Here is a 22,595-nt window from a genome sequence, read left to right on the forward strand (position 1 = left end):
ACAAGGTCAAACAACCAATACCTACCAAAACTCTCTCATAGCGTGTAAACTTCACCGTAATTTCGAATTTTCTTCATTCACTTAGGGCACGCCTAACATGAAGTTTATTTCGATCTACGAGATAGATGTTGACCCGTTAGGCAGCTCAGATGTCGTCGTTCTGGCGGAATATCAGGTTGCCATTGTCGACAACGATGACGAACTGGAAGACCCGGACGCAGATGGCGGGCTGCAGTTAGATGTCAGCGCAGTACCGGGTTTCCTTGGAAACTCGACAAATTTCCAGGTCTTTGAAACCTATAGCGGCGACGTTGGCGGAGACCCTGTCACCTTTACTCTGCTGCAGTTTTTCAACCCACAGTACATTGTCGTCACTTCAGGCGAGGTTGAGGTCGGCGATACGATCGAAAACACCAACAACTCGATCATAACAGCGCCACCTTCCGAATACGAAACACTGCCCACATTTGTTTGTTTTACCGAAGGGGCCCTGATCAAAACCCCTGCAGGCGACTGCCGGATCGAGACACTCAGACCTGGCGATTTGGTTCTCACAGCCCAGGGTCGCGCTGCGCCCGTCAGGTGGATCGGTTTCCGTCGATTGTCCTCGGAAGAACTGACCAAGGCGCCACATTTGCGTCCGGTCTGCATTCCAATGGATCACTTCGCAAATGGGTTGCCGTCGCGCGACTTGAAGGTATCGCCGCAGCACAGGATCGTCGTGACATCCGACCTGATGGAGGTTCACTTCTTCAATCCAATGATGCTTGCCCCGGCCAAAGCCCTTGTAGACGGCACACGCATTCGCCACATGTCACCAGAAAACGAAGTTGTGTATGTTCATATTCTTTTCGACCAACACGAACTGGTGAACGTAGAAGGCGTTTGGTCCGAGTCCTTTTTCCCCGGCGACACCACAATGGGCGCTCTGGCCCCTGTCGTGAAACGCGAGCTGTGTGAGCTGTTTCCAGAGTTGTTCGTGGATGCGAAATGCTACGGGAACACCGCTCTTCCGATCATGAAATCTTTTGAAGCCCGTGTGCTGCAGGCAGATTTGACTGTTCCGCGAAATCTTCCCGAAATAAGGGCATCTTCGACCTGAACAGGCCAGAGAAACAGCTATAAAAAAAGGGGCGACTGCTGCAACAAGAACACTGTCGTTCACCGCAAAATTATTCGGTCACGCCCATCCAAGTTGCTGTGATCCGAAGTGAAAGACTGTGGGCTTCCCTTTAGCCATGTTCCACCCACATCTGCGCAATATGCAATGTGGAACAAAGGACATGAACATGGCTACGCGACTTATTCTTGCCTCGGCGGCGATGACACTCGGGGCATCCGCTGTAGCAGCGCAGAGCTTGACCGACGGTGCCTATATTCAGGGCTTTCTCGGCTATAGCCAACTGCAGGACACGGATTTCTCGGGCAGCATCGGCGGCAACTCTCAAACGGTCGATACCGATTTCGATGGCGGCTATGGGCTGGGTATTGCGTTCGGTAAAGAGATCCCCCAATGGTCGAATGACAGTATCGGCACCCGGGTCGAGCTGGAGCTGTCCTACCGCGACAATGATGTGGATGGCGTGAACTTCTCGGGCAATGGCCCTGCGGCCGAGGGTAATATCTCGGGCGACATCACACAGACCTCGCTTTTTGCCAATATCCTGTTTGACTTCAAGCAATCCGGCCCGCTGACGCCATATGCAGGCTTTGGTCTGGGGGCCACATATTCCGATATCAACTTCGCTTACGGACCTGGGGTCGAGCTGGACGACAGCGACACCAACTTTGCCGCCCAGCTGATCGCTGGTGTTGCCTATGATATCAACGCCAACACCGCCTTCACTGTCGATGCACGCTATTCCCGCGCCTTTGACGTCTCGTCCGAGCGTCTGGCCCCGAACGGTGCCCTCACCGGCACGGTCGAAGATGATCTGGATACGTTCAGCCTGAACTTCGGCCTGCGCTACAATTTCTGAACCGATTGGGGGAGGCGTTTTTCTCCGGTTTCACTTCCCCCGCATGCCCGCGTGTTCTATGCACGGGGGCATGCAATCTTTCATCATCCATATGTCCTCCAGCACGGCCCGCCGCGCCAATGCAGACCAGCTGTTCAAGGACCTGCCGAATGCCGAACTGTTCGAGGCGACCAACGGGCGCGACCCGGCCCAGATCGCAGATGTCCGCCTGCATCCCGGTACTTTGTACAAACCGCACTACCCGTTCGACCTGCGCCCCGCGGAAATCGGCGTATTCCAAAGCCACCGACGCCTCTGGCAGAAACTGGTGGATGAAGAGATCGACCTGGCCATCATCACCGAGGATGACCTGAGCGTCGATCCTGACAAAATGGCCGAAGCAATCAAACTGCTGCATGCCATCGCCACCCCGGACCACTATATCCGCATCCCCGTCAAACAACGCGAAGTCGCGGCCCACACACTAGCCGAGCAAGATGGCCTAAGCCTGATCCTGCCCAAAGTGATCGGCCTGCAATGCGTCTGCCAGATGGTCGGCCGCAACGCCGCCAAGCGGCTCTTGCAGGCAACCGATCAAATCGACCGCCCCGTGGATACGTTCCTGCAAATGCACTGGATCACCGGCCAGCCAATCCATGCCCTTCTGGGCAGCGGCAACCGCGAAGTGGCCCGCGAAATCGGCGGCTCAACCATCCAGACGAAACCGCCCTTCTCAGACAAACTGACCCGCGAAGTCAAACGCGCCGCCTACCGGGCGCAGCTCCACCTGCACCCGCAGCGCCCGCCTGCTTCATCTGGCTGAAAATATCCTCGGGGGGGAATCGCGCCCCCGGGCGCGATGGGGGGCAGACAGCCCCCCTGACCCGACCTAAATCAGGACGGAGCCTTGGTCTTGCGCAGATACGGGAAGATCGTCTCGAACTCCCCGAATTTCGCCTTGGCGTCTTCGTTTGAGACGGTCGGCGGGATGATCACATCTTCACCCGGCACCCAATTCGCAGGTGTCGCAACACCCTTGGACGACATCTGCAATCCGTCCAGCGCCCGCAGGATCTCGGCAAAGTTCCGGCCCACGGTCATCGGATAGGTCATCGAAAGCTTCAACTGCTTGTCAGGACCGATGATGAACACCGAACGCACGGTGGCGCTGTCAGCCGGGGTGCGGCCATCGGGCAGGTAGGCCTCGGCGGGAAGCATGTCAAAGGCCTTGGATACCGCCAGACCATCATCTGCAATGATCGGAAAACCAGCGTTGGCCTTGCCATAGGCTTCGATGTCTTTCTTCCACTTCTTGTGGTCTTCAACACCGTCGACCGAAACACCGATCACCTTGGTATTGCGCGCCGCCCATTCGTCGTTCAGTTGGGCCACAGCCGAAAACTCGGTGGTGCAGACCGGGGTGAAATCCTTGGGATGCGAGAACAGGATCGCCCAGCTGTCACCGATCCAGTCGTGAAACTGAATGGTGCCGTGATCCGTCTCTGCGGTGAAATTCGGGACCGTGTCGTTGATACGCAAACCCATGGTGCAACTCCTTCTTTGGTTACTGACCGAGTCGAATGCCGTGAACCTAACCACTTTGCGTCAGAGTTACACCTTCCGCAAAAGTCTTTTTTCAAAACCAAGCCTGACAGGTTTGATAAAACTCCCCTCTTGCCGCGCCTCAAAGCGAATGTCAGACTGCCCGGCAAAACCAATCTATGACATCACGACCCAGAGGATACGCCATGATCGAAAAGCGCGATTTCTACATTGACGGCCAATGGGTTGCCCCATCTGAGGCGAATGATTTCAAGGTCATCAACCCTTCGACCGAAGAACCCTGCGCGGTGATCTCCCTTGGCTCTCAGGCCGACACCGACGCCGCCGTTGCCGCGGCCAAGGCGGCGTTGCCCGGCTGGATGGCCACGCCGGTCCAAGAACGTATCGCCCTGGTCGAAAAGCTGGCCGACCTCTACATGACCCGGTCCGAGGACCTAGCGCAGGCTATGTCGCTTGAGATGGGCGCCCCGATCGACATGTCGCGCACGGCTCAATCCGGTGCCGGTATCTATCACCTGAAAAACTTCATCCGCGCCGCCAAGGCGTTTGAATTCGAACGCCCGCTTGGCGACCACGCCCCCAATGACCGCATCATCTACGAGGCCGTAGGCGTCGCCGGTCTGATCACTCCATGGAACTGGCCGATGAACCAGATCACCCTCAAGGTCGGCGCAGCGGCGATTGCGGGCTGTACGATGGTTCTGAAACCGTCTGAGCAGAGCCCCCTGAATGCGATGATCTTTGCCGAACTGATGGACGAGGCTGGTTTTCCACCCGGAGTATTCAACCTGGTGAACGGTGATGGCGCGGGCGTTGGTTCGCAACTCTCTGCGCATCCGGATGTGGACATGATCAGCTTCACCGGCTCGACCCGCGCGGGTACTGCGATCTCAAAAAGCGCTGCCGATACACTGAAGAAGGTGCATCTGGAACTGGGCGGCAAAGGCGCCAACGTGATCTTTGAGGATGCGGATGAAAAGGCCGTGAAACGCGGTGTTCTGCACATGATGAACAACACCGGCCAAAGCTGTAACGCCCCCAGCCGGATGCTGGTGCAGCGCCCGATTTATGACAAGGCCGTAGAGACCGCAGCCGAAGTGGCCAATGCTGTCACGGTCGGTCCTGCAACGGAGGAAGGCCGACATATCGGCCCCGTTGTGAATGAGCTTCAGTGGACCAAGATTCAGGACCTGATCCAAGCCGGTCTCGACGAAGGCGCGCGGCTGGTCGCGGGCGGCACCGGACGGCCCGAGGGGCTGAACAAGGGCTACTATGTGCGCCCGACGGTGTTTGCAGATGCCAACAACCAGATGACCATTGCGCGGCAGGAGATCTTCGGCCCAGTTCTGACCATGATCCCCTTCGACACCGAGGAAGAAGCCGTCGAGATCGCCAATGACACGCCCTATGGCCTGACCAACTACGTCCAGACACAGGACAGCGCGCGCGCCAACCGTATGGCGCGGGTGTTGCGATCCGGGATGGTCGAGATGAACGGCCAGTCGCGCAGCGCGGGCTCTCCGTTTGGCGGCATGAAGCAATCCGGCAACGGCCGCGAAGGCGGTGTATTTGGTCTGGAAGACTTCCTTGAGATCAAAGCCGTCGGCGGCTGGGCGGCAGAATAGCCATAAGGCCTAACCCAGAACGATTGGTGAGGCTCGGGCAGAGCCTCACCCTTTTCTAGGCCGGACGCACAACCAGCTGGGGTTGCCCGTCCGACGTCCTTTGCGCTGAACGTCCATCCCAACCGATCACCCCGGTGACACGTTGGCGGAACGCGGAAAAGCTCTCGAACTTCACCACATCAACCGGCGTTTCAAAATGCAGCGTAACCCTGCGGTTGGATCCGTCACCCAACAGGGTCATGCCGCGTATTTCGGCTGAGAACGGTTGTCCCAGATATCGCCCTTCGACCCGATCTCCGACACGCAGGTGCATGCGGTTTCCGGCCTTTGCGTGCAGTGTATTCCAATCCCGAACGCCATATTGATGGGCGAGCATCTCCAACGCCTCGCTATGTGACACAGTCACGTCTCTGGCGCGTAGGTCTTCACGCAAGCGCTTGGCTTGCGCCTTCAACTCGTCCACTGGTGGGATCGTCTTTTGTATCGTCATCATGTGCCTCGTTTCCTTGAACGGGCGCGAAATCAGGACGGGGTTCGCATTACCATCCGCGCGCCGTGAAAGTGGCAACAGATGTTCAAATTCAGGGTTTCACCAAAGCCAAAGGTCGCGAACGGCAGGAGACCCAAACCTTGCGCGTCCTTTGGCATTGGAATGATCCAGAGTCAATCAGGCATCCGCCTGCGCGGCCTCATAGGCCAGCATCGCGCGCTTTACCGGCAGACCCCAGTGGTATCCACCCAGACCGCCCGACTTGCGCAACGCCCGATGACAAGGGATCAACCAGCTGACCGGATTGCGCCCAACCGCCGTCCCCACCGCGCGCACCGCCTGAGGCGACCCCACCCGCTGTGCGATTTCCGAATAGGTTGTGACCTGACCCGAGGGGATATGCATCAGCGCCTCCCACACCTTGATCTGCAGGGGTGAGCCGATCAGATGCAGTGGCGTCTCGGACCGGTCTGCACCGAACGAGGCCTCGACCCAAGGACGCAGCTTTTCGGCATCCTCGACGAAATTGGCCTTGGGCCAGCGCGCGGTCATGTCCTCCATCGCGGCGGCCTCGCCGGTTTCGGCACCAAAGGCCATGCCACATATGCCTTTGTCGGTCCCCATGACCAGCGCCGGACCAAAGGGGCAATCGAACCACCCCCAATAGACCGTCAGCCCTGCGCCTTTGCGGGCGTACTCACCGGGGCTCATGGATTCCCATTTCAGGAACAAATCATGCAGGCGGCCACTGCCGGACAGCCCGACGTTATGGGCGGTCTCAAGCGTGGTGAAGCGTTCACGCAGCAGGGCCTTGGCATGGCCCAGCGTCAGGTATTGCTGGTACCGCTTTGGCGACACACCGGTCCAGCGCGAGAACAGGCGCTGGAAATGGGCGGGGCTCATGCCCATCTGAGCGGCCAGCTCCTCAAGGCTGAGGATTTCGCCGCCCTGATCGATCACCTCGATCGCGCGTCGCATGACGTTGTAGTGGTATCCGCTTTCAGGGGGCTGGACGTTCATGGCTTGCACCTCATCTGTTGATCCGAACCATACCGCGCAGCTAACGTCCCCGCGACCCGGAAGTTGCGCATTGGCTTTGGGCTTGTGTCACAGGCCCGCGGGCGGCATTAAGGCGCGGATGGCAAAGCAACTCGATTACCATACGATCCGCGAGATCTTTACGCGCTTTCAAGAGGCCGACCCGGAACCCAAGGGCGAGCTGGAGCATGTGAACGTCTATACTCTGGTCGTTGCTGTGGCGCTGTCGGCGCAGGCGACGGATGCGGGGGTCAACAAGGCCACGCGTGAGCTGTTCAAGATCGCAGATACACCGCAAAAGATGCTGGATCTGGGCGAAGAGGGCCTGACCCAGCACATCAAGACAATCGGCCTGTTCCGGCAGAAGGCCAAGAACGTCATCAAACTCAGCCGCATTCTGGTCGACGACTACGGTGGCGAGGTTCCCAACTCCCGCGCCGCACTGCAATCGCTGCCCGGTGTCGGGCGCAAAACGGCCAATGTGGTTCTGAACATGTGGTGGCGGCAACCGGCGCAGGCGGTGGATACGCATATCTTCCGCGTCGGCAACCGCAGCGGCATCTGCCCCGGCAAGGACGTGGATGCCGTCGAGCGCGCCATTGAGGACAATATTCCTGCCGACTTTCAACTCCATGCACATCACTGGCTGATCCTGCACGGGCGCTATCACTGCAAGGCGCGCAAGCCGCAATGCCCGACCTGCATCATCCGTGATCTCTGTCAATTCGAGGACAAGACCCTATGAAAACCTACCAACTGACCGGCATCGGAAATGCCGTTGTGGATGTCATTTCCCAGGCCGATGACAGTTTCCTGGAACTGATGGGCATCGAAAAAGGCATCATGCAACTGATCGAGCAGGAGCGCGGCGAAGTGCTCTATGCCTCGATGGAGGGCCGGGTGCAGACGCCGGGCGGCTCGGTCGCGAACACCATTGCGGGCGCGGGCGCGCTGGGTCTGGATGCCGCCTTTATTGGCCGCGTGCATGATGACGCGCTGGGTCGCTTCTACGCCGATGCGATGAACGAAGACGGCGTGGATTTCGTGAACCCGCCTGTGCCGGGCGGCGAGCTGCCGACCTCGCGCTCGATGATCTTCGTGTCGCCGGATGGCGAGCGGTCGATGAACACCTATCTGGGGATTTCATCGGAACTGTCGTCCGAGGATGTTTCGTCGGACGTGGCGGGCAGCAGCCAGATCATGTTCCTTGAGGGCTATCTGTTCGACAAGGAAAAAGGCAAAGCCGCGTTTCTTGAGGCCGCGCGCGCCTGTCACAAGGGCGGCGGCAAGGCCGGTATCGCCATTTCCGATCCTTTCTGCGTCGAGCGCCACCGGGTCGATTTCCTGCTGCTGATCGAGAACGAACTGGACTTCGTGATCGGCAACGAGGCCGAGATCAAATCGCTGTTCGAAACCGATGATCTTGAGGACGCACTGGCCAAAACCGCCGCAATCTGCCCTCTGGTCGTCTGCACCCGTTCGGGCGATGGCGTGACAGTCCTGAGCGGCGAAACCCGTCACGATGTTGCGGTCGAAAAAGTGGTGCCCGTGGATGCGACCGGCGCAGGCGATCAGTTCGCCGCCGGTTTCCTGTACGGCATGGCCACCGGCCGCGACTATGAGACCTGCGCCAAGATCGGCAATGTCTGCGCGCGCGAAGTGATCAGCCATATCGGCCCGCGCCCCGAGGCGAACATGCAGGACCTGCTGCGCGCCGAAGGCCTGTTGTAAGACACTGATCCGGGGTCGGCGCCCATGCGCCGGCCTTCAGGAGCCGGTGGCTGCGTCGTTCAACGCCCAATCATACTCATAGGCATTCACACGTCGGGCTTGTTTGAGGCGCTGTTGCATCTCCGGGTCGGCTGCTGTTTCGAGATAGGCGATTATAGCCTGTTCATTCGGTCCGAAATCCTCGCGGAACCAGATGTAGATTTTCGACACGATAAGCCGCCCCTGATCATCAAACCGCACCCCACGCGGGTCGTTGACATAGGCACGCTCGGCTGCGGCGAGGTCCCGTTCCAGCGTGTCAGCCTCCCACGCGCGGGCCATCAGGTTCGGGCACCCCATCGCCGCGCAATTCAGCGCGTAGTGGATGCGCGGCTCATTGAACGTCGGGCGGATGATCCGGTGTTCGATATCGTTCAGGGTCAGGCTCTGACCCGATACCACGGCCAAAGGGCGACCCCATGGACCGATCGACAATGGCCCGTCCTTGATGTCGCGGATCGAGGCGACCGGGTAGGCCTCAAGCACCACATCCACCGTCAGCGCGTTATAGAGGTTGATCCAATAGGCCAATTGCTGATCGCGGGTCAGATCAGCCAGGTCCACGGCCTGCAGCTCGGTCAGATAATCATCCAGCAGCGCGCTGTCCGCCGCGCTCACCTGTCCATAGGCCACCCGGTTCACACCGCGCGCATCGGGGGCCACGTAGCGGGTCAGAAAGCGGGTCCAATCGCCATGATTCACCCTCTCACCCGGAGGGGGTGCGGCGCGGGTCAGGGTCGTGTCGGGCAAGGGCGTCGCGGTGGGCAGGGCAAGCCTCTCGACACTGGCGCAGGCGGTCAGAAGCGGCAGCAGCAGCAGGATCAGAACCTGTCTCATGAAGCGTCCTTTCGGCTTTGACGAGCAGCGCGCAATTGCCCCTTGAGGCGCTTCAGCGAGGCCGCCTCGGGGTCTTTCAGCGCGGGCAAGTCCGGGCGCGCAGACAGGCCGCGCGTCGCCGCGTTCCACCAATAGGTGCCCATCGGGCTATCCACCCGATCCGGCGCGGCCAGATGCTGATCGCGCTGCGCGTTGTGGACGCACATTGACAGCGGCCCGTTGGCCGTCGCAACCATGAACACACAAGAGGCGCAGCGGTCCTCCTCCAACGCATCTGCAGCCATGAAATTGTGGATGAATACAGCCTGCCGCCGTATCGGTCCGCGCAGCACCCCCGACCCCAGCCGCAGAAGACACCTGGCCAGATGGCCAAGCGCCCAAAGGGCCAGCAGCGGGTGGCGGCGAACCAAGCGTCCCACGCTGGGACGGATGCGGATATGAGCGTCTTGGCCTGTATCCACATCTTCAAGCGCCGCAATCACCCGCTGAACCAAGCGCTGGTTCGACAGCAACGACACGGCCCTGCCTCCTGCCGAAACAACGCTGCCATACCGGTTGCAACTGGAATGCCCGACGGCGGCCGAGTTGAAATCTAAAGACGTGCCATAACCCTGCTCGACCGCGCGGATGACGCTGTCTTGCGTGATTGCATCGGGTCTGGCCCGAAGCACGCCCCGCCCGGTATCTGCCTGCATCTGGAACGAGACAAAACCGACCTCGGGTTGATCCCTTAGAAACTTGGCCAAGGCGGGAATTTCAGCAAAATTGCCTCCGAAAACGGTCGTGTTGAAAAGGATACGCAGCCCCAAGCCACGCGCCCGGTCGATATAGGTTTTGCGCACGCGGTTCAGCTCCACCTCGGAAGTGAACCCGTTGCGCTCTTGAGTCATGTCCACGTGAAAGGCCACGTCATCCAGCCCCACGGCGGCCAACCGCGTCAGCATCGCCCGGCTGGCGCGGATACCGTTGGTCATCAGGCACGAACGCATGCCCAGCCGCCTGATCTCGCGGCAGAGCGCCTCAAGATCCTCGACCTTGCGCAGGGTCGGGTCGCCGCCGGTCAATTGCACAGAAACGCCGCGGCCATAGTGGCTGCGGATCGTGGCAATTCGCGCGAACAGGACCGAGAGCGGGGGATCATAGGTCATCTCGGCCCGGTCCGAGAGGTAGCAGAGCGTGCAGTCCAGATTGCAGCGCTGCGTCACCTCAAGCGCGACGCAAGCCATCGGGTAGAACCGCCCTGCCGTCTGAGAGGGGCCGAACTCTCCGCACCCGCGCAATCCCTCACGCAGAGGCGCGCGCTGGTCCGTACCTTGAAATCGCCGTCCGGCGGGTTTGATGGTGATGGGGTCTGGCAGGGTGTCTTTCATGCCCCCAAGCTAGAGGCACGCCTTGACCCGAACCACGCCCCCTCACGGCAACGTGCAGGCTGGTGATCAGCTCAGATGATCCGCAAAAGCCGCGATCACCTGCTCGTAGACCGCGCGTTTGAACGGCACGATTTCTTCGACCAGTTGATCCGGGGCCTGCCATTTCCAGCTGGTGAATTCCGGATGGTCCGTTGCAATATTGATCTGGTCGTCATGGCCGGTGAAGCGCAACAGAAACCACTTCTGCTCTTGCCCGCGATAGCGGCCTTTCCAGATTTTCGGAACGATGTCGTGCGGCAGATCATAGGGCAGCCAGCCGTCAGTCTCGGCCACGACCTCGACCAGATCAGCCGTCACGCCGGTTTCTTCCCACAGCTCGCGCAGCGCTGCGTCGCGAGGGTCCTCGCCCTTGTCCACCCCACCCTGAGGCATCTGCCACGCGTCCTTGTGGCGGTCATTGCGCTGGCCCACAAAAATCTTGCCCTCGGCATTCATCAGCATCAGCCCGACACAGGGGCGATAGGGCAGTTTGGCGATCTCTTCCGGGGTCATGCGTGGCCTCTTGGATAGGGTTCGCGACCTCTCTATCAAGCTGCGCGACAAGCGCAAAGGGGATGACGTTAGGTTTCACGTGACAAAGTTGACGCGAACGTCAATCTATTCTTCAACTTCGGAAGGGAGAGTTCGCCATGACTGCGTACCCAAACATGCTGGCCCCGCTGGACCTGGGCTTTACCACGTTGAAGAACCGCGTGCTGATGGGCTCGATGCATACCGGGTTGGAAGAGACCGGCGACTGGAACCGCGTGGCCGAGTTCTATGCGGATCGCGCACGCGGGGGTGTGGCGCTGATGGTGACGGGTGGGATTGGCCCGAACCTCGAAGGCTCTGTCCTGCCGGGGGCGGCGATGATGACCACCGACAAGGACGTGGCGAACCACTCGGTCGTGACCAGCCGTGTGCATGAGGCGGGCGGCAAAATCGCGATGCAAATTCTGCACGCCGGACGCTATGCCTATGGCCCCAAATGCGTAGCGCCCAGCCCGGTGAAATCCCCCATCTCTCCCTTTCCCCCCAGCGAGCTGGACGAAGAAGGTATCGAAAAGCAGGTCGGCGACATCGTGAACGCGGCTGTTCTTGCCCAGAAGGCGGGCTATGACGGGGTCGAGATCATGGGCTCCGAGGGGTATTTCCTGAACCAGTTCCTCGTGACCCACACCAACAAACGCGAGGATCGCTGGGGCGGTTCCTATGAAAACCGTATGCGCCTGCCGATCGAGGTCGTGCGACGCACGCGTGAGGCTGTGGGTACTGATTTCATCATCATCTACCGGTTGTCGATGATTGATCTGGTCCCGAATGGGTCCACCCATGACGAGGTGGTCGAACTTGCACAGCGGATCGAACAAGCCGGTGCGACGATCATCAATACTGGCATCGGCTGGCACGAGGCTCGGATTCCCACCATCGCAACCAGCGTGCCGCGCGCAGCTTTTGCGTGGGTGACCAAAAAGCTGATGGGCAAGGTTGGTATCCCGGTGATCACCTCGAACCGGATCAATACGCCCGAAGTCGCCGAAGAGGTCCTGTCAACCGGCTGCGCCGACATGGTTTCGCTGGCGCGTCCGATGCTGGCGGACGCAGATTTCGTCAACAAGGCGAATGCCGGTCAGTCCGCGCAGATCGCGCCTTGTATCGCCTGCAATCAAGCATGTCTGGACCACACATTTGGCGGCAAGCTGACCTCCTGCCTGGTCAACCCACGTGCGTGTCATGAGACCGAACTGGTCATTGGCAAGGCCGAGACGCGCAAGACCGTTGCCATTGTGGGCGCTGGCCCGGCAGGTCTGTCCACTGCCATGACCGCCGCCCAGCGCGGCCATGACGTCACGCTGTTCGACCGTGCCTCGGAGATCGGCGGACAGTTGAACATGGCGAAACAGGTGCCGGGAAAAGAGGAATTCTGGGGGCTGGTCGACTGGTACCGCACCATGATGGATGATCTGGGCGTGAAAGTGGAACTGAACCGCGAGGTCAGCGCCGACGACCTGACCGGCTTTGACGAAGTGGTCATCGCCACTGGCGTCATCCCGCGTGATCCGGAAATCCCTGGTCAGGACCGCGACAACGTCATCAGCTATATCGACGTGCTGCGCGAGAAAGCAGAGGTCGGCAAATCCGTCGCCGTGATCGGCGCGGGCGGAATCGGCTTTGACGTGTCCGAGTTCCTGCTGGAGGACGGCCACAGCATCACCACCGACCTGCCTGCATGGATGAAGGAATGGGGCGTAACCGACCCGGAACAGCACCGCTCGGGTCTGGCACCGGAAGGCCCTCAGCCTGCAGCTCCAGCACGTCAGATCACGTTACTGCAGCGCAAGAAACAGGCGCATGGCAAAGGCTTGGGCAAGACCACCGGCTGGATTCACCGCGCGACGCTGAAGATGAAAAACGTCAACTTCGTCGGCGGCGTGAACTATGAGCATATCGACGATGACGGCCTACATATCAGCTTTGGCGAAGAGCGCGCCGACCCGACGGTGATTGCTGCGGACACCATCGTTCTGTGTTCTGGTCAACTGTCCGAGCGCAGCCTTGCGGACGCCCTGATCGAACGCGGGATCACGCCGCATGTGATTGGTGGTGCGGATGTAGCAGCAGAATTGGATGCGAAACGGGCCATCAATCAGGGCACACGTCTGGCCGCCGCAATGTAGGGGCGCAGAACCTGCTCTGCGCCAAGTGTTGCCCCCCTGATCACCCAATGTGATCGAAGAAATACCGCCACATAACAGGTACTTAATACGCTGAGCAGCCCCAAAACCCTCGGGTACGGGGTTGCCCGGCGGTCGCACTACTCAACCGAAATCGTAATCACCTCGGACACAATCGGAGGGTCGTGCGGCACGTGACCCGCATCGCCCAAAACCAGTTGCAGCGTATGTTGACCTGCGGGCAGATCCAGCGTCACCTCGGTCTGGCCACCGCCGAAATGCATGTGGTTGTCGTCTGCGGGCAACCCATAGAGCAACTCATCCGCGCCGTCTTCGCCCTGACCCAGCGGCGGGCGGTTGATCAGCAGATGGTGGTGGCCGGTATTGTCGGCTTCGGTCCCGGCTGGCGCGACGCCCATGCCACTGAGGCCAAAGATCACCGTGACCGGCGATTGTACTGTGTCGCCATCCGCAAGGTTCGCGAAATAGACCTGCGCCTCCGGTGCGGATGGTGTTTGTTCCTGCGCCGCGGCGGCAGTTGCAAACAGAGCTACTGAAATAGCTGCTATAGTGGCTTTCATGATCTCCTCCCTCGTCACAAAAATGCCATTCTCAACCTAGCACATCTGGAAAATTTTCCAGAAAACGCGCCATTTCAGGGCGATCATCATCCCGCGAAAAGACTGTTTCCGCGTTTCTGATACGCAAACGATCCGATTCAAAACCCTGATATTATCCCATGTCTGCCCCGATTCCGCCCAGATTGCAGGCGAAAGTCGCTGAAAGTATCAAGACCTGGGGAACGAGAATGGATCGACTGACCGAAATGGAAGCCTTTGCCAACGTGGTGGACCAGGGTGGCTTCACCGATGCGGCCAAGAAGATGGGTATCTCCAAATCAGCCGTTTCCAAACACGTGTCGAGTCTCGAGTCGCGGCTTGGGGCGCGACTGCTGAACAGAACAACTCGGCGCGTTTCCCCGACCGAGATAGGATTGGCCTACTATGACCGCGCGCGCCGGGTCCTGAATGACGCAGGTGAGGCAGATTCGCTGGTCACCGCGATGCAATCGGCCCCCTCGGGCCTGCTGCGGATCAGCGTGGCCACGGATTTCGGCGTAAATCATCTGTCGCCTGTGCTGTCGGATTTTCTGGCTACATATCCCGACATCACCGTCAACATGGTGCTCAACAACCGCTACGTGGAACTGATTTCCGAAGGCTTTGACGTCGCCGTTCGCATTGGAGAGCTGGAAGACAGCACCCTGCGCGCCCGCAAGCTGACTGAGACCGTCAAGCGCATGGTCGCCGCCCCCAGCTACATTGAGAAATACGGTCGGCCGCAGAAGATCGACGATCTGAACGAACACAAGCTGCTGCACTATTCCAGCCAATCCTCGGGCAATGTCTGGCGCTTGACGGCCCCGTCGGGCGAGAAACGACAGGTGCGTACTGCCGGTTGGCTCAGCGTGAATGACGGGCAATCGCTATTGAATGCGGCGGTTTCGGGCCTCGGGATCGCGTATTTGCCCAGCTATCTTTACGCCGACGCGCTGAATTCAGGCGAGGTTGTAGATGCCATGCCGTCCCTGCCAGATGAGATGCAGGGCGTTTACGCGGTCTATCCTCCGGGCCGCTTCACCCAGCCCAAAGTACGGGCCTTCATTGACTTCCTCGTCGACGCTTTTGCCGAAAAAGGCGCGATGGACTGGTAATTCTCCCGGTGAACTGGACAGGCCCGTGCGTTCTGCGTGCGGGCCTTTTTTTGTGCGCAGGCGTCAGTTGACCAGCAAGACCGCCTCGACCCTGCGATTCAGGTCGCGCCCTTCCGGGGTTGCGTTCGAGGTCAGCGGCGCCAGATAGCCAACGCCCTGCGCCTCGATCCGATCAGCAGCGACGCCATGCGTGTCGATCAGGCGGGTGCGCACGGCCTGCGCCCGTTCGGTGCTGACTTTGGTATTGGCCAGCAGCGTGCCGGTGTCATCAGTGTGCCCGACCAACGCCAGCCGGGTCGACGGGTTGTCAGCCAGGAACTGCGCCAGCAACGACAATGATGCGAACGGACCGTCGCCCAACGCCACCTCACCCGTGCGGAAATGCAAGTCGTCCAGAATCACATGGCCCGACTGCTGCAGCGCGTCCAATAGGCCTTCGGTTCCGCTGGCGGGTTGTTCAGCGACCACAGGGGTTGCAGCCGGGGCATCAACAGGCGCGACGCGGATCACTTGCACATAGCCATCCGGCGGGTTGCGACTGACCAATAGGCTGAGCGTCTCATCCCCTTTGATGGCGGATAGAAAACGATAATCGCGAAGGGCGACATACATATCCGGCGTTGGCACCACTTCGGTTCCGAAGCGGAAATCGAACCCGCCGCATGTGCGGGCCTCACATTCGAACAGGATGTCATAGCCCTGCGCCACAAGCTGATCGCGCAGAGGGGCCAGCAACTGCAACGTCGTGCTGGAACCCGCCTGCAAGCGCCATGTCAGCCTCTCGACCCGCCCTTCAACCGTACGGGCGGGCACTTTGCCATCGACGGCGGGACCTGTGGGCAGCTCATAGCTGTCCAGGGGCGAGGTCCTCTCGCTGATCTGACGGGCGCTGGCGGGCAGGGTCAGGTCTTGCGCCAGAACCGGCCCGGGCATCAGACAAAGGGCAAAGGCGAGGTTTCGGATCATCGGGCTTGCGCGTGGTATTCGGGGTTGGGCGCCATGGCGGTGGCACTGGCCACCCGGTTGGACATGTTGAAGAAACCGGTGACGTTGGCGATGTCCCAGATATCCCTGTCACTGAAGCCCTGATCGCGCAGGTGCTGGCGGTCGGCCTCTTCAATCTCGGCGCTGGCAGTGGTCATCTTGGCCGCGAAATCCAGCATCGCACGCTGGCGCGCATCCAGAGGGGCGGTGCGGTAGTTCATCACCAGCATCTCGCCCAATTGCGGATCACCGGACATCTGCCTGACGGCAGCGCCATGGGCAACAAGGCAGTAGAAGCACTTGTTGATCGAGGAAACGACCACCGCGATCATCTCACGTTCAAGCTTGGACAGCCCGCTATCTGCCAGCATCAGGTCGTTATACATGGCCGTGAAGGCATTCAGCTTGTCGATATCGAACGCGTAGGCTTTCAGCACATTCGGCACCATGCCCAGCTTTTCGAGACAGACGTCAAAGTATTTCTGCGTCTCGGGCGGCAAAGGGTCAGCCATTGGCAGGTTCAGCGCGGTGGGTAGATCGGTCTGGGTCACGGGCTTTCTTAACTCCTTAGACACGTTGACGATAATGGTATTCCCCGACAATCTCCATCCCGAGCGCACGGTAGAGGCCATTTGCCCCGTCATTGGCCTTTGTACAGATCACGCTGAGCGTTTTCGCCCCGTTGTCCCGCGCCCAGAACGCCGCCGCCCGCATGGCCCATTGGCCTGCGCCTTGACGGCGGTGAATGGGCAGAATCTCAAGCGCATGCACCATGGCCACCTCGCCTTGCATGGCCGTGAACATAGTTCCCGCCGGGCGATCGGAATGCCTCAGCAGGAACGCGGTCTTGGGAACCGCAGCACGCGCCATCACGGCCAGACGTTCAGGACCGATACCGCCCTTGGCCCAGATCTCCTCCATCACCGCAAGCGGGGGCCAGATGCCGAACGCGGTCACGCGAGGCAGAGGCTGATCGGTCAGCTGTTCCGGCGGGCAGGCGTAGATGTTGACCGGGTCCAGAACCTCATAGCCGCGCGCTTCCAGTTGAGCGTCGAGCTTCTGGTCATCGGGCCACAAGCAAAAGATGCGCTTCTGACCCATGGCCTGCATGGCACCCTCGGCCGCGATGATATCGGCCTCGGTGGCGTCACCCAGCGCATTGGCGGCAGAGACGCGTGATCCACCGCCCTGCCCTTGGCGCAGGCGGAAGGGGCCAAGGGCCTCATAGCGCGCAGCGGGCCATGTTCCGTCAACGATGTCGGGCCAGTTGATGCTCACAACTCAAGCTCTTTTGCCAATTGGGTCATGGCCGCGTCGATGCGCGCACCCTCTGTCCCCCGGATCACCACGTTGGCGCCGAAGACCCCGTTGATCTGAAACGGATAGCAGCCGATGGACAGGTCCGAGAACCCCTCGGCCAGTGCAGACAGCGTGGCGGCAATATCGCCTTCGCCCCGATCCACCCGCAAGGTCTGCGACAATAGCGGGCTGCCGCCTGTCAGGCCCGGCAAAACGCTGGCGACCATGGCTTGGAAGACCGAGGGCACCCCGGCCATCACATGCACGTTTTCGATGGTAAAACCGGGCGCGGTTGAGACCGGGTTGTCGATCAGCGTGGCTCCGTCTGGAATGCGAGCCATGCGCAGGCGGGCCTCGTTCAACTCCAGCCCCGACTTGTCGTAATGCGCCTGCAACAGCGCGCGCGCGTCGTCGCGCACGTCAATCGGGGTGTCGAAAGCGCGGGCGATGCAATCGGCGGTGATATCGTCATGTGTCGGCCCGATGCCGCCGCTGGTGAAGACATTGTCGTAAGACCCAGACAGCGCTTTGACCGCCGCTTCGATGGCCGGGGCGTCATCGCTGACAATGCGCACTTCTTTCAGGTCGATGCCATGCTTGGTCAGCTCACCCGCAAGATAGTGCATATTCGCATCGCGCGTCCGGCCCGAGAGGATTTCGTCCCCGATGACAAGCATTGCAGCGGTTGGATTGGCCATGGCGCACGCCCCCTCTTGATCGGCTGATGGGGCAGGTATAGGCCCTAGGCCATGCGATTTGAAACCCCCCTTGTCCCCGCCCGCCTGATCCGCCGCTACAAACGCTTTCTGGCCGATTGCACGCTAGAGGATGGGCGCGAGGTGACAGCCCATTGCGCCAATCCGGGCTCGATGATGGGATTGGCTGAACCAGGTGAGAAAATCTGGTTGGAACCCAATGACGATCCGAAGAAAAAGCTGAAATATGGCTGGCGGCTGGTTGATCACGAGAATGGCCATTTCACAGGTGTTGATACTTCGGTGCCGAACCGGGCACTGCGTGCGGCGCTGGAGTGCGGCGAGATTCCCGAACTGGCCGCCTACAAATCCGTCCGGGCCGAGGTGAAATACGGCCAGAACAGCCGCATAGATTTCCTGCTGACCCAACCCGGCCTGCCAGATGCCTATGTCGAGGTCAAAAGCGTCACCCTCTCCCGCCAGCCCGGTCTGGCCGAATTCCCCGACAGCGTCACCGCGCGCGGCACCAAACATCTGCATGAACTGGCCGCCATGGCCGAGCAGGGCCACCGCGCGATCATGCTGTATCTGGTGCAGCGCACCGATTGCGACCGCTTTGCGCTGGCCGCCGATATCGACCCGGCCTATGCGGCGGCCTTTGACGCGGCGCAGGCGCAGGGGGTTGAGCGGTTGGTCGTCGGCACCACCATCTCTCCACAGGGGATCGAGGTCGATGCGGCGAAGGCCTGGGCAATCGGTTAAGGCAGGAGAGTGAACTCTCCGAGATAAGAGCCTCGCCCTGGTGTGTAGCCGCGATAGGCGCCATCCTCAACCCGCCCCACCACAGCGCAGAGGTCCTGATCTTTGCGGAACGTCTCCCAGCGGCTGCAGATCCTGTCGCCCTCCAACCACCAGACGCCAGTGTCCCGGCCAAGCCGGGGGACCTCGACTTCAAGACTCTGGTCGGTGTTCACGCGTGCCGTGCCGGTGATGCCAGCACGATTCAAGACAATCTGGCGATCCTCTACTAAAAGCGCCGCAAGCTGATCCTGTGTCAGCATCGTCACCTCTTCGCGGCAACCGCAGGTCAGAACAACCAGAAGAGCAGCAATCGCTCTGACCATCTCAGCCCCTGTTCCCGCTGATGCATTCTCCGTGGCACCGTGCCGCAAAGCAGCGCGGATGGCCACGCGCGGGCGGAATGATCAACGGAATTTGAACCCCGCGCTTGGAGTTCAGGCCTGATCAGTGAAGACTTCAGGCCAAAGATCGGCGTCCAACCCTTTCACAAACGGTTCAAAATGCTGGGCCACAGCCTGCCAACCCCCGACCGAAGCCGTGTTGACCGGCTTCCGAGCCTGCAGATTACTGGCCGTTCTAATCGCGTCCGAGGATTTGTCGGGTGACAGCATCGCCTGTTCAAAAGGCAGGTCGCAGAGCTGGGCCAGTTCCTTGGCACCGTCCTCCAGATTATTCACCAGATGTTCGTAGCTTATGTCATGGACGCGCCCCGGAAGCACGGCATGCCAGTGCTGAATATAGCGGCGATAGCGGTTGGCTTCGGCCGCCATCCAGCTCAGATCATGCGTGTAATACAGGCCGCCCGCCCCGAAATGCGTGCGCCACATCGACAGCGCCACATCGCGCGGATCGCGCATGACATTCAGGATCACGGCGTTCGGGAAGGCCTGCGCAATCGCCCCCAGAAAAGCATAGTTCCCCGGCGCCTTGTCGACAAAGGCGCGCGTTCCTTCCGCCGTCTGGGGCAAATTCTCCGCGTAATAGTCAGCCAGCGCCTGCGCGTCACTTACAGCGCTCGATTGGCTTTCGACCTTACGGGCCCAGTGATGCACGCCTGCCAACTCTCCCAGCCCCTGAACGGCGGAGTGCGAGGCCAAAATCCGCTCGATTAGAGTGGTGCCGGAGCGCGGCAAGCCAACCACGAACACCGGGCGCGGGATATCGGTGCGCGGCGCTGAGGCGGGGGTGGGCAGAGGCGCGCTCAGCCGCTGACGGCAGGCTTTCTCGGCACGGGTTTCCCAGCTTTTGAACCCATGCTGCAACTGTTCATGCGCCTTGCGCAGTTGGAGCATCTCGGTCGCCGTATCGCCATCCTGTTTCGCAAGGCTCGCGGCGGCAAAATGCACCGTGGCGGCGGCTTCCCGGTTGGCATCGCCCGCCTCTAGCAGTTTAGAGGTCCGAACCTGCAAATCCGCTCGATCCTCAGCCGACAAGTTCGGCAGAGTTGCTACGAATTCCAGCGTTTCGGGATCCTCGGGAGCCAGCGCAAAGGCGGCGCGGCCATGTGTCAGCGCCTCGGACATACGCCCCAAACCGACCAGACCTTTGGCCAGTCGCAGCTGACCGTAGTGGAATTTCGAGTGCTTCTCGGCCACGGCCAACAGGACGTCGATGGCCTGATCCCACTTGTGCATCTCATCCAGAATATCAGCCTTCAGGCAATGGGCCTGTAGATTGCCGTTTTGGTGACGCAGAACCTCATCAACATCCACCAGCGCCTCGCTCAGCTGACGGTCCTGCAACAGGGCCATGGCGCGAACGTAGCGTTGCGGCGGGGTCAAAGGAGCCTTGGCCGCAACTTTGTTCATCAGGGTCAGCGCCTTGCCAGCATCGCCGCCCTGAACAAGGCTCAGCCCGAAATTCTGGATCAGGTCGGGGTTCTCCGGCTCCATCTTCCAGGCGCGCTCCAGATGGGTCTGTGCCTGTTTGAAATCCCCTTGGTGAATGCAAGCAAGACCTGCCATCTGCGGAAACGCGGGCATCTTGGGCCATTTCTTCCCAGCCTTGACCGCACGCTTCATCGCCCGGTCAGCGCGCCCGGTCTTGAGCATTTCGCTAATGGTGGCAATCTCGGCCCTCAGCTGGTCGGCTTTCTGCATCTGACTGCCCTTCTTCTTTTTTACACCCGAGAACTATCTTTTCTGTGCTAGTTTATATCGCTGTACGCGTCCACCTGTGATCGGATCGTCACCCGCCCCAGGTTCAACCCTGCGACGCAGGACCCTCTGGAACTTTCTGCACAAGCAGCGTAAATAACACACTGCGCGAAACATTTGGAGCCTTGCATCCATGAAAGAACACCGTGGCCGTCTGACCAAGGATGGTATCCGCATCTATGAACAAGGTGACTTTGCCGGCATGCATGCGGCAGGGGCTTTGGCGGCGCAGATACTGGATAAGATCGCGCAACATGTCTTCCCCGGCCAAACCACCGGTGCGATCGACGGGATCATCACCCAGATGGTCGAGGACGCGGGCGCGACCTCAGCCACGATTGGTTACAAAGGCTATCAACACGCCAGCTGCATCAGCGTGAATCACGTGGTCTGCCACGGCATTCCCGGCGAGAAAAAGCTAAAGGACGGTGATATCCTGAACATCGACGTGACCGTCATCGTTGACGGCTGGTTCGGCGACACCTCGCGGATGTATGTCGCAGGCAAACTGCCGCGTAAGGCCGAGCGCCTGATTCAGGTCACCCATGATGCGCTGTTCAAAGGCATCGAAATGGTCAAGCCGGGCAACACGTTTGGCGATATCGGCCACGCGATCCAATCCTATGTCGAAGCGCACCGCATGAGCGTTGTCCGCGATTTCTGTGGTCACGGGCTGGGCCGGGTGTTCCACGCGCCGCCAAACGTACTGCACTATGGCCGCCCCGGCACCGGTTCCGTTCTGGAAGAAGGGATGTTCTTTACCATCGAACCCATGGTCAATCTGGGCCGCCCCGAAACCAAGACTCTGGCTGATGACTGGACGGCTGTGACCCGCGACAAGTCACTCTCGGCGCAGTTTGAACATTCGGTCGGTGTAACCGCAAATGGGGTCGAGATCTTTACCCTGTCGCCCGGCGGCACCTTCCATCCGACCTATTCGTCTTGATCGGCAGCCTGATCCCGTAGCAGTTTCAGCAGCATCGTCTCAGCCCCCCACGGCGTGATCGCGTCGTGGATGAACACCGGCGCGCGTGCAGGTTTGCGCGGCGAGCCAGTTTCTGTGTCAGTGTCCTGAGCCAGTCCCCAGAACAAGGGCGGTAGGGCGCGGTCCATGCCAGAAGCTTAGCACGATCCGGCCCGCGCCTCAAAACCGGATCAAGAGGGCGTACAGCTGCCTTTGTCAAATCGCTGTGCGGAACCCTTGATCATCATGTCATATTCGAGGTTCACGAGGTCAAAGGCAAAGTTCACGACCTGACCCTCCTGAATCAGCAAAAACGTCAGATTGTCCAACCCCGGCAAAATGTCCGCCTCGCCCTGCAAGTCTCCAGCCGCAAGGTAGCCCTTTTCAGACCCACTCGAACGCGCCACCGTCACATTCGATTGATCCACGGATGAGGTGCAATTGACTGTAAAGTCATTCAAATCGAGTTGTGTTTGCCCTGCAACAACAGGGGAGGACCCCAGCACGATGGCCGAGGTCAGGGCAGCTCTGAAAAGCATAGAAAGTCCTTTAAGGGTTGTTCCGCGTTTCCACCGCGCCTAGAGGCGAATTTGGCCGCAAATTTGGCAGAGATACGT

General features: G+C 60.1%; 25 protein-coding genes. 10 read left to right on the forward strand and 15 right to left on the reverse strand.

What is annotated here, in order from left to right:
• The first annotated feature begins 97 nt into the window (after positions 1–97).
• From AC2FD8_RS01580 to AC2FD8_RS01590, 3 genes are all read left to right on the forward strand, one after another.
• Positions 98–1,102: a Hint domain-containing protein gene (locus AC2FD8_RS01580; protein WP_496853624.1), complete on the forward strand. Its 1,005-nt coding sequence runs from the start codon at positions 98–100 to the stop codon at positions 1,100–1,102.
• A gap of 187 nt (positions 1,103–1,289) precedes the next feature.
• Positions 1,290–1,979, forward strand: a complete 690-nt coding sequence (locus tag AC2FD8_RS01585) for an outer membrane protein (protein ID WP_496853623.1) — start codon at positions 1,290–1,292, stop codon at positions 1,977–1,979.
• Between the two features lie 70 nt (positions 1,980–2,049).
• The gene (locus AC2FD8_RS01590; protein ID WP_496853622.1) at positions 2,050–2,781 is read left to right on the forward strand and encodes a glycosyltransferase family 25 protein; all 732 of its coding nucleotides are present in this window, start codon (positions 2,050–2,052) and stop codon (positions 2,779–2,781) included.
• 71 nt (positions 2,782–2,852) lie between these two features.
• On the opposite strand, the gene AC2FD8_RS01595 is transcribed toward AC2FD8_RS01590, so the two are convergent.
• Positions 2,853–3,503, reverse strand: a complete 651-nt coding sequence (locus AC2FD8_RS01595; RefSeq protein ID WP_496853621.1) for a peroxiredoxin — start codon at positions 3,501–3,503, stop codon at positions 2,853–2,855.
• Between the two features lie 203 nt (positions 3,504–3,706).
• Here AC2FD8_RS01595 and AC2FD8_RS01600 point away from each other — a divergent pair, with 203 nt between their 5' ends.
• Positions 3,707–5,146, forward strand: coding sequence for an aldehyde dehydrogenase family protein (locus tag AC2FD8_RS01600; protein ID WP_496854002.1), 1,440 nt, complete (start codon positions 3,707–3,709; stop codon positions 5,144–5,146).
• Between the two features lie 55 nt (positions 5,147–5,201).
• On the opposite strand, the gene AC2FD8_RS01605 is transcribed toward AC2FD8_RS01600, so the two are convergent.
• Both AC2FD8_RS01605 and AC2FD8_RS01610 read right to left on the reverse strand, forming a co-directional pair.
• Positions 5,202–5,639 (reverse strand): glyoxalase superfamily protein, encoded by a 438-nt coding sequence (locus tag AC2FD8_RS01605; RefSeq protein WP_496853620.1) that lies wholly within the window; start codon positions 5,637–5,639, stop codon positions 5,202–5,204.
• 174 nt (positions 5,640–5,813) lie between these two features.
• Positions 5,814–6,656: a bifunctional helix-turn-helix domain-containing protein/methylated-DNA--[protein]-cysteine S-methyltransferase gene (locus AC2FD8_RS01610; RefSeq protein WP_496853619.1), complete on the reverse strand. Its 843-nt coding sequence runs from the start codon at positions 6,654–6,656 to the stop codon at positions 5,814–5,816.
• Between the two features lie 118 nt (positions 6,657–6,774).
• Between AC2FD8_RS01610 and nth the strand changes: the two genes are divergently transcribed.
• Positions 6,775–7,419: an endonuclease III gene (gene nth, locus AC2FD8_RS01615; protein WP_496853618.1), complete on the forward strand. Its 645-nt coding sequence runs from the start codon at positions 6,775–6,777 to the stop codon at positions 7,417–7,419.
• Entirely contained in the window at positions 7,416–8,405 is a 990-nt protein-coding gene (locus tag AC2FD8_RS01620) for an adenosine kinase (protein WP_496853617.1), read from the forward strand. Before nth ends, AC2FD8_RS01620 begins: the two co-directional genes overlap by 4 nt.
• A 36-nt stretch (positions 8,406–8,441) precedes the next feature.
• Here AC2FD8_RS01620 and AC2FD8_RS01625 read toward each other — a convergent pair whose 3' ends face one another.
• The 3 genes from AC2FD8_RS01625 to AC2FD8_RS01635 form a co-directional block, all read right to left on the reverse strand.
• Positions 8,442–9,281: a DUF547 domain-containing protein gene (locus tag AC2FD8_RS01625; RefSeq protein WP_496853616.1), complete on the reverse strand. Its 840-nt coding sequence runs from the start codon at positions 9,279–9,281 to the stop codon at positions 8,442–8,444.
• Complete coding sequence (locus tag AC2FD8_RS01630; RefSeq protein ID WP_496853615.1) at positions 9,278–10,651, reverse strand: radical SAM protein; 1,374 nt, start codon at positions 10,649–10,651, stop codon at positions 9,278–9,280. Before AC2FD8_RS01630 ends, AC2FD8_RS01625 begins: the two co-directional genes overlap by 4 nt.
• Before the next feature lie 66 nt (positions 10,652–10,717).
• The gene (locus AC2FD8_RS01635; RefSeq protein ID WP_496853614.1) at positions 10,718–11,203 is read right to left on the reverse strand and encodes an RNA pyrophosphohydrolase; all 486 of its coding nucleotides are present in this window, start codon (positions 11,201–11,203) and stop codon (positions 10,718–10,720) included.
• A 137-nt stretch (positions 11,204–11,340) separates the two neighbouring features.
• On the opposite strand from AC2FD8_RS01635, the gene AC2FD8_RS01640 reads away from it, so the two are divergent.
• Complete coding sequence (locus AC2FD8_RS01640; protein WP_496853613.1) at positions 11,341–13,368, forward strand: 2,4-dienoyl-CoA reductase FMN-binding domain-containing protein; 2,028 nt, start codon at positions 11,341–11,343, stop codon at positions 13,366–13,368.
• A 137-nt stretch (positions 13,369–13,505) separates the two neighbouring features.
• Here AC2FD8_RS01640 and AC2FD8_RS01645 read toward each other — a convergent pair whose 3' ends face one another.
• The gene (locus AC2FD8_RS01645; RefSeq protein ID WP_496853612.1) at positions 13,506–13,946 is read right to left on the reverse strand and encodes a DUF4399 domain-containing protein; all 441 of its coding nucleotides are present in this window, start codon (positions 13,944–13,946) and stop codon (positions 13,506–13,508) included.
• Positions 13,947–14,173: 227 nt separating this feature from the next.
• On the opposite strand from AC2FD8_RS01645, the gene AC2FD8_RS01650 reads away from it, so the two are divergent.
• On the forward strand, positions 14,174–15,079 hold the full coding sequence (locus AC2FD8_RS01650) for a LysR family transcriptional regulator (RefSeq protein WP_496853611.1): 906 nt from the start codon (positions 14,174–14,176) through the stop codon (positions 15,077–15,079).
• A 63-nt stretch (positions 15,080–15,142) separates the two neighbouring features.
• Here AC2FD8_RS01650 and AC2FD8_RS01655 read toward each other — a convergent pair whose 3' ends face one another.
• Genes AC2FD8_RS01655 through AC2FD8_RS01670 form a run of 4 tightly spaced genes read right to left on the reverse strand, consistent with a single transcriptional unit; the run spans position 15,143 to position 18,060 of the window.
• Positions 15,143–16,045: an OmpA family protein gene (locus AC2FD8_RS01655; RefSeq protein ID WP_496853610.1), complete on the reverse strand. Its 903-nt coding sequence runs from the start codon at positions 16,043–16,045 to the stop codon at positions 15,143–15,145.
• Entirely contained in the window at positions 16,042–16,614 is a 573-nt protein-coding gene (locus AC2FD8_RS01660) for a peroxidase-related enzyme (protein WP_480760081.1), read from the reverse strand. The genes AC2FD8_RS01655 and AC2FD8_RS01660 overlap by 4 nt, the downstream gene beginning before the upstream one ends.
• A 16-nt stretch (positions 16,615–16,630) precedes the next feature.
• Positions 16,631–17,341, reverse strand: coding sequence for a GNAT family N-acetyltransferase (locus AC2FD8_RS01665; protein WP_496853609.1), 711 nt, complete (start codon positions 17,339–17,341; stop codon positions 16,631–16,633).
• On the reverse strand, positions 17,338–18,060 hold the full coding sequence (locus tag AC2FD8_RS01670; protein WP_496853608.1) for a competence/damage-inducible protein A: 723 nt from the start codon (positions 18,058–18,060) through the stop codon (positions 17,338–17,340). Before AC2FD8_RS01670 ends, AC2FD8_RS01665 begins: the two co-directional genes overlap by 4 nt.
• A 51-nt stretch (positions 18,061–18,111) precedes the next feature.
• Between AC2FD8_RS01670 and sfsA the strand changes: the two genes are divergently transcribed.
• Complete coding sequence (sfsA, locus tag AC2FD8_RS01675; RefSeq protein WP_496853607.1) at positions 18,112–18,819, forward strand: DNA/RNA nuclease SfsA; 708 nt, start codon at positions 18,112–18,114, stop codon at positions 18,817–18,819.
• On the opposite strand, the gene AC2FD8_RS01680 is transcribed toward sfsA, so the two are convergent.
• A complete protein-coding gene (locus tag AC2FD8_RS01680) occupies positions 18,816–19,181 on the reverse strand; it encodes a hypothetical protein (protein WP_496853606.1) in 366 nt (121 codons plus the stop codon). The genes sfsA and AC2FD8_RS01680 overlap by 4 nt on opposite strands.
• Positions 19,182–19,292: 111 nt before the next feature.
• Positions 19,293–20,957, reverse strand: a complete 1,665-nt coding sequence (locus AC2FD8_RS01685; protein ID WP_496853605.1) for a tetratricopeptide repeat-containing sulfotransferase family protein — start codon at positions 20,955–20,957, stop codon at positions 19,293–19,295.
• 190 nt (positions 20,958–21,147) lie between these two features.
• Between AC2FD8_RS01685 and map the strand changes: the two genes are divergently transcribed.
• Entirely contained in the window at positions 21,148–21,960 is an 813-nt protein-coding gene (map, locus tag AC2FD8_RS01690) for a type I methionyl aminopeptidase (protein WP_496853604.1), read from the forward strand.
• Here map and AC2FD8_RS01695 read toward each other — a convergent pair.
• A complete protein-coding gene (locus AC2FD8_RS01695) occupies positions 21,948–22,127 on the reverse strand; it encodes a hypothetical protein (RefSeq protein WP_496853603.1) in 180 nt (59 codons plus the stop codon). The two genes, map and AC2FD8_RS01695, sit on opposite strands and share 13 nt — an antisense overlap.
• A 42-nt stretch (positions 22,128–22,169) precedes the next feature.
• Positions 22,170–22,517: a hypothetical protein gene (locus tag AC2FD8_RS01700; RefSeq protein ID WP_496853602.1), complete on the reverse strand. Its 348-nt coding sequence runs from the start codon at positions 22,515–22,517 to the stop codon at positions 22,170–22,172.
• Positions 22,518–22,595: the final 78 nt, after the last annotated feature.

The sequence above is a fragment of the Ruegeria sp. YTSC192 genome (assembly GCF_059609705.1).

Excerpts from the sequence above, each read along its gene's own strand:
- AC2FD8_RS01580 (WP_496853624.1), top strand. The coding sequence starts at position 98 with ATGAAGTTTATTTCGATCTACGAGATAGATGTTGACCCGTTAGGCAGC.
- AC2FD8_RS01585 (WP_496853623.1), top strand. The coding sequence starts at position 1,290 with ATGGCTACGCGACTTATTCTTGCCTCGGCGGCGATGACACTCGGGGCA.
- AC2FD8_RS01590 (WP_496853622.1), top strand. The coding sequence starts at position 2,050 with ATGCAATCTTTCATCATCCATATGTCCTCCAGCACGGCCCGCCGCGCC.
- AC2FD8_RS01595 (WP_496853621.1), bottom strand. The coding sequence starts at position 3,503 with ATGGGTTTGCGTATCAACGACACGGTCCCGAATTTCACCGCAGAGACG.
- AC2FD8_RS01600 (WP_496854002.1), top strand. The coding sequence starts at position 3,707 with ATGATCGAAAAGCGCGATTTCTACATTGACGGCCAATGGGTTGCCCCA.
- AC2FD8_RS01605 (WP_496853620.1), bottom strand. The coding sequence starts at position 5,639 with ATGATGACGATACAAAAGACGATCCCACCAGTGGACGAGTTGAAGGCG.
- AC2FD8_RS01610 (WP_496853619.1), bottom strand. The coding sequence starts at position 6,656 with ATGAACGTCCAGCCCCCTGAAAGCGGATACCACTACAACGTCATGCGA.
- nth (WP_496853618.1), top strand. The coding sequence starts at position 6,775 with ATGGCAAAGCAACTCGATTACCATACGATCCGCGAGATCTTTACGCGC.
- AC2FD8_RS01620 (WP_496853617.1), top strand. The coding sequence starts at position 7,416 with ATGAAAACCTACCAACTGACCGGCATCGGAAATGCCGTTGTGGATGTC.
- AC2FD8_RS01625 (WP_496853616.1), bottom strand. The coding sequence starts at position 9,281 with ATGAGACAGGTTCTGATCCTGCTGCTGCTGCCGCTTCTGACCGCCTGC.
- AC2FD8_RS01630 (WP_496853615.1), bottom strand. The coding sequence starts at position 10,651 with ATGAAAGACACCCTGCCAGACCCCATCACCATCAAACCCGCCGGACGG.
- AC2FD8_RS01635 (WP_496853614.1), bottom strand. The coding sequence starts at position 11,203 with ATGACCCCGGAAGAGATCGCCAAACTGCCCTATCGCCCCTGTGTCGGG.
- AC2FD8_RS01640 (WP_496853613.1), top strand. The coding sequence starts at position 11,341 with ATGACTGCGTACCCAAACATGCTGGCCCCGCTGGACCTGGGCTTTACC.
- AC2FD8_RS01645 (WP_496853612.1), bottom strand. The coding sequence starts at position 13,946 with ATGAAAGCCACTATAGCAGCTATTTCAGTAGCTCTGTTTGCAACTGCC.
- AC2FD8_RS01650 (WP_496853611.1), top strand. The coding sequence starts at position 14,174 with ATGGATCGACTGACCGAAATGGAAGCCTTTGCCAACGTGGTGGACCAG.
- AC2FD8_RS01655 (WP_496853610.1), bottom strand. The coding sequence starts at position 16,045 with ATGATCCGAAACCTCGCCTTTGCCCTTTGTCTGATGCCCGGGCCGGTT.
- AC2FD8_RS01670 (WP_496853608.1), bottom strand. The coding sequence starts at position 18,060 with ATGGCCAATCCAACCGCTGCAATGCTTGTCATCGGGGACGAAATCCTC.
- sfsA (WP_496853607.1), top strand. The coding sequence starts at position 18,112 with ATGCGATTTGAAACCCCCCTTGTCCCCGCCCGCCTGATCCGCCGCTAC.
- AC2FD8_RS01680 (WP_496853606.1), bottom strand. The coding sequence starts at position 19,181 with ATGGTCAGAGCGATTGCTGCTCTTCTGGTTGTTCTGACCTGCGGTTGC.
- AC2FD8_RS01685 (WP_496853605.1), bottom strand. The coding sequence starts at position 20,957 with ATGCAGAAAGCCGACCAGCTGAGGGCCGAGATTGCCACCATTAGCGAA.
- map (WP_496853604.1), top strand. The coding sequence starts at position 21,148 with ATGAAAGAACACCGTGGCCGTCTGACCAAGGATGGTATCCGCATCTAT.
- AC2FD8_RS01695 (WP_496853603.1), bottom strand. The coding sequence starts at position 22,127 with ATGGACCGCGCCCTACCGCCCTTGTTCTGGGGACTGGCTCAGGACACT.
- AC2FD8_RS01700 (WP_496853602.1), bottom strand. The coding sequence starts at position 22,517 with ATGCTTTTCAGAGCTGCCCTGACCTCGGCCATCGTGCTGGGGTCCTCC.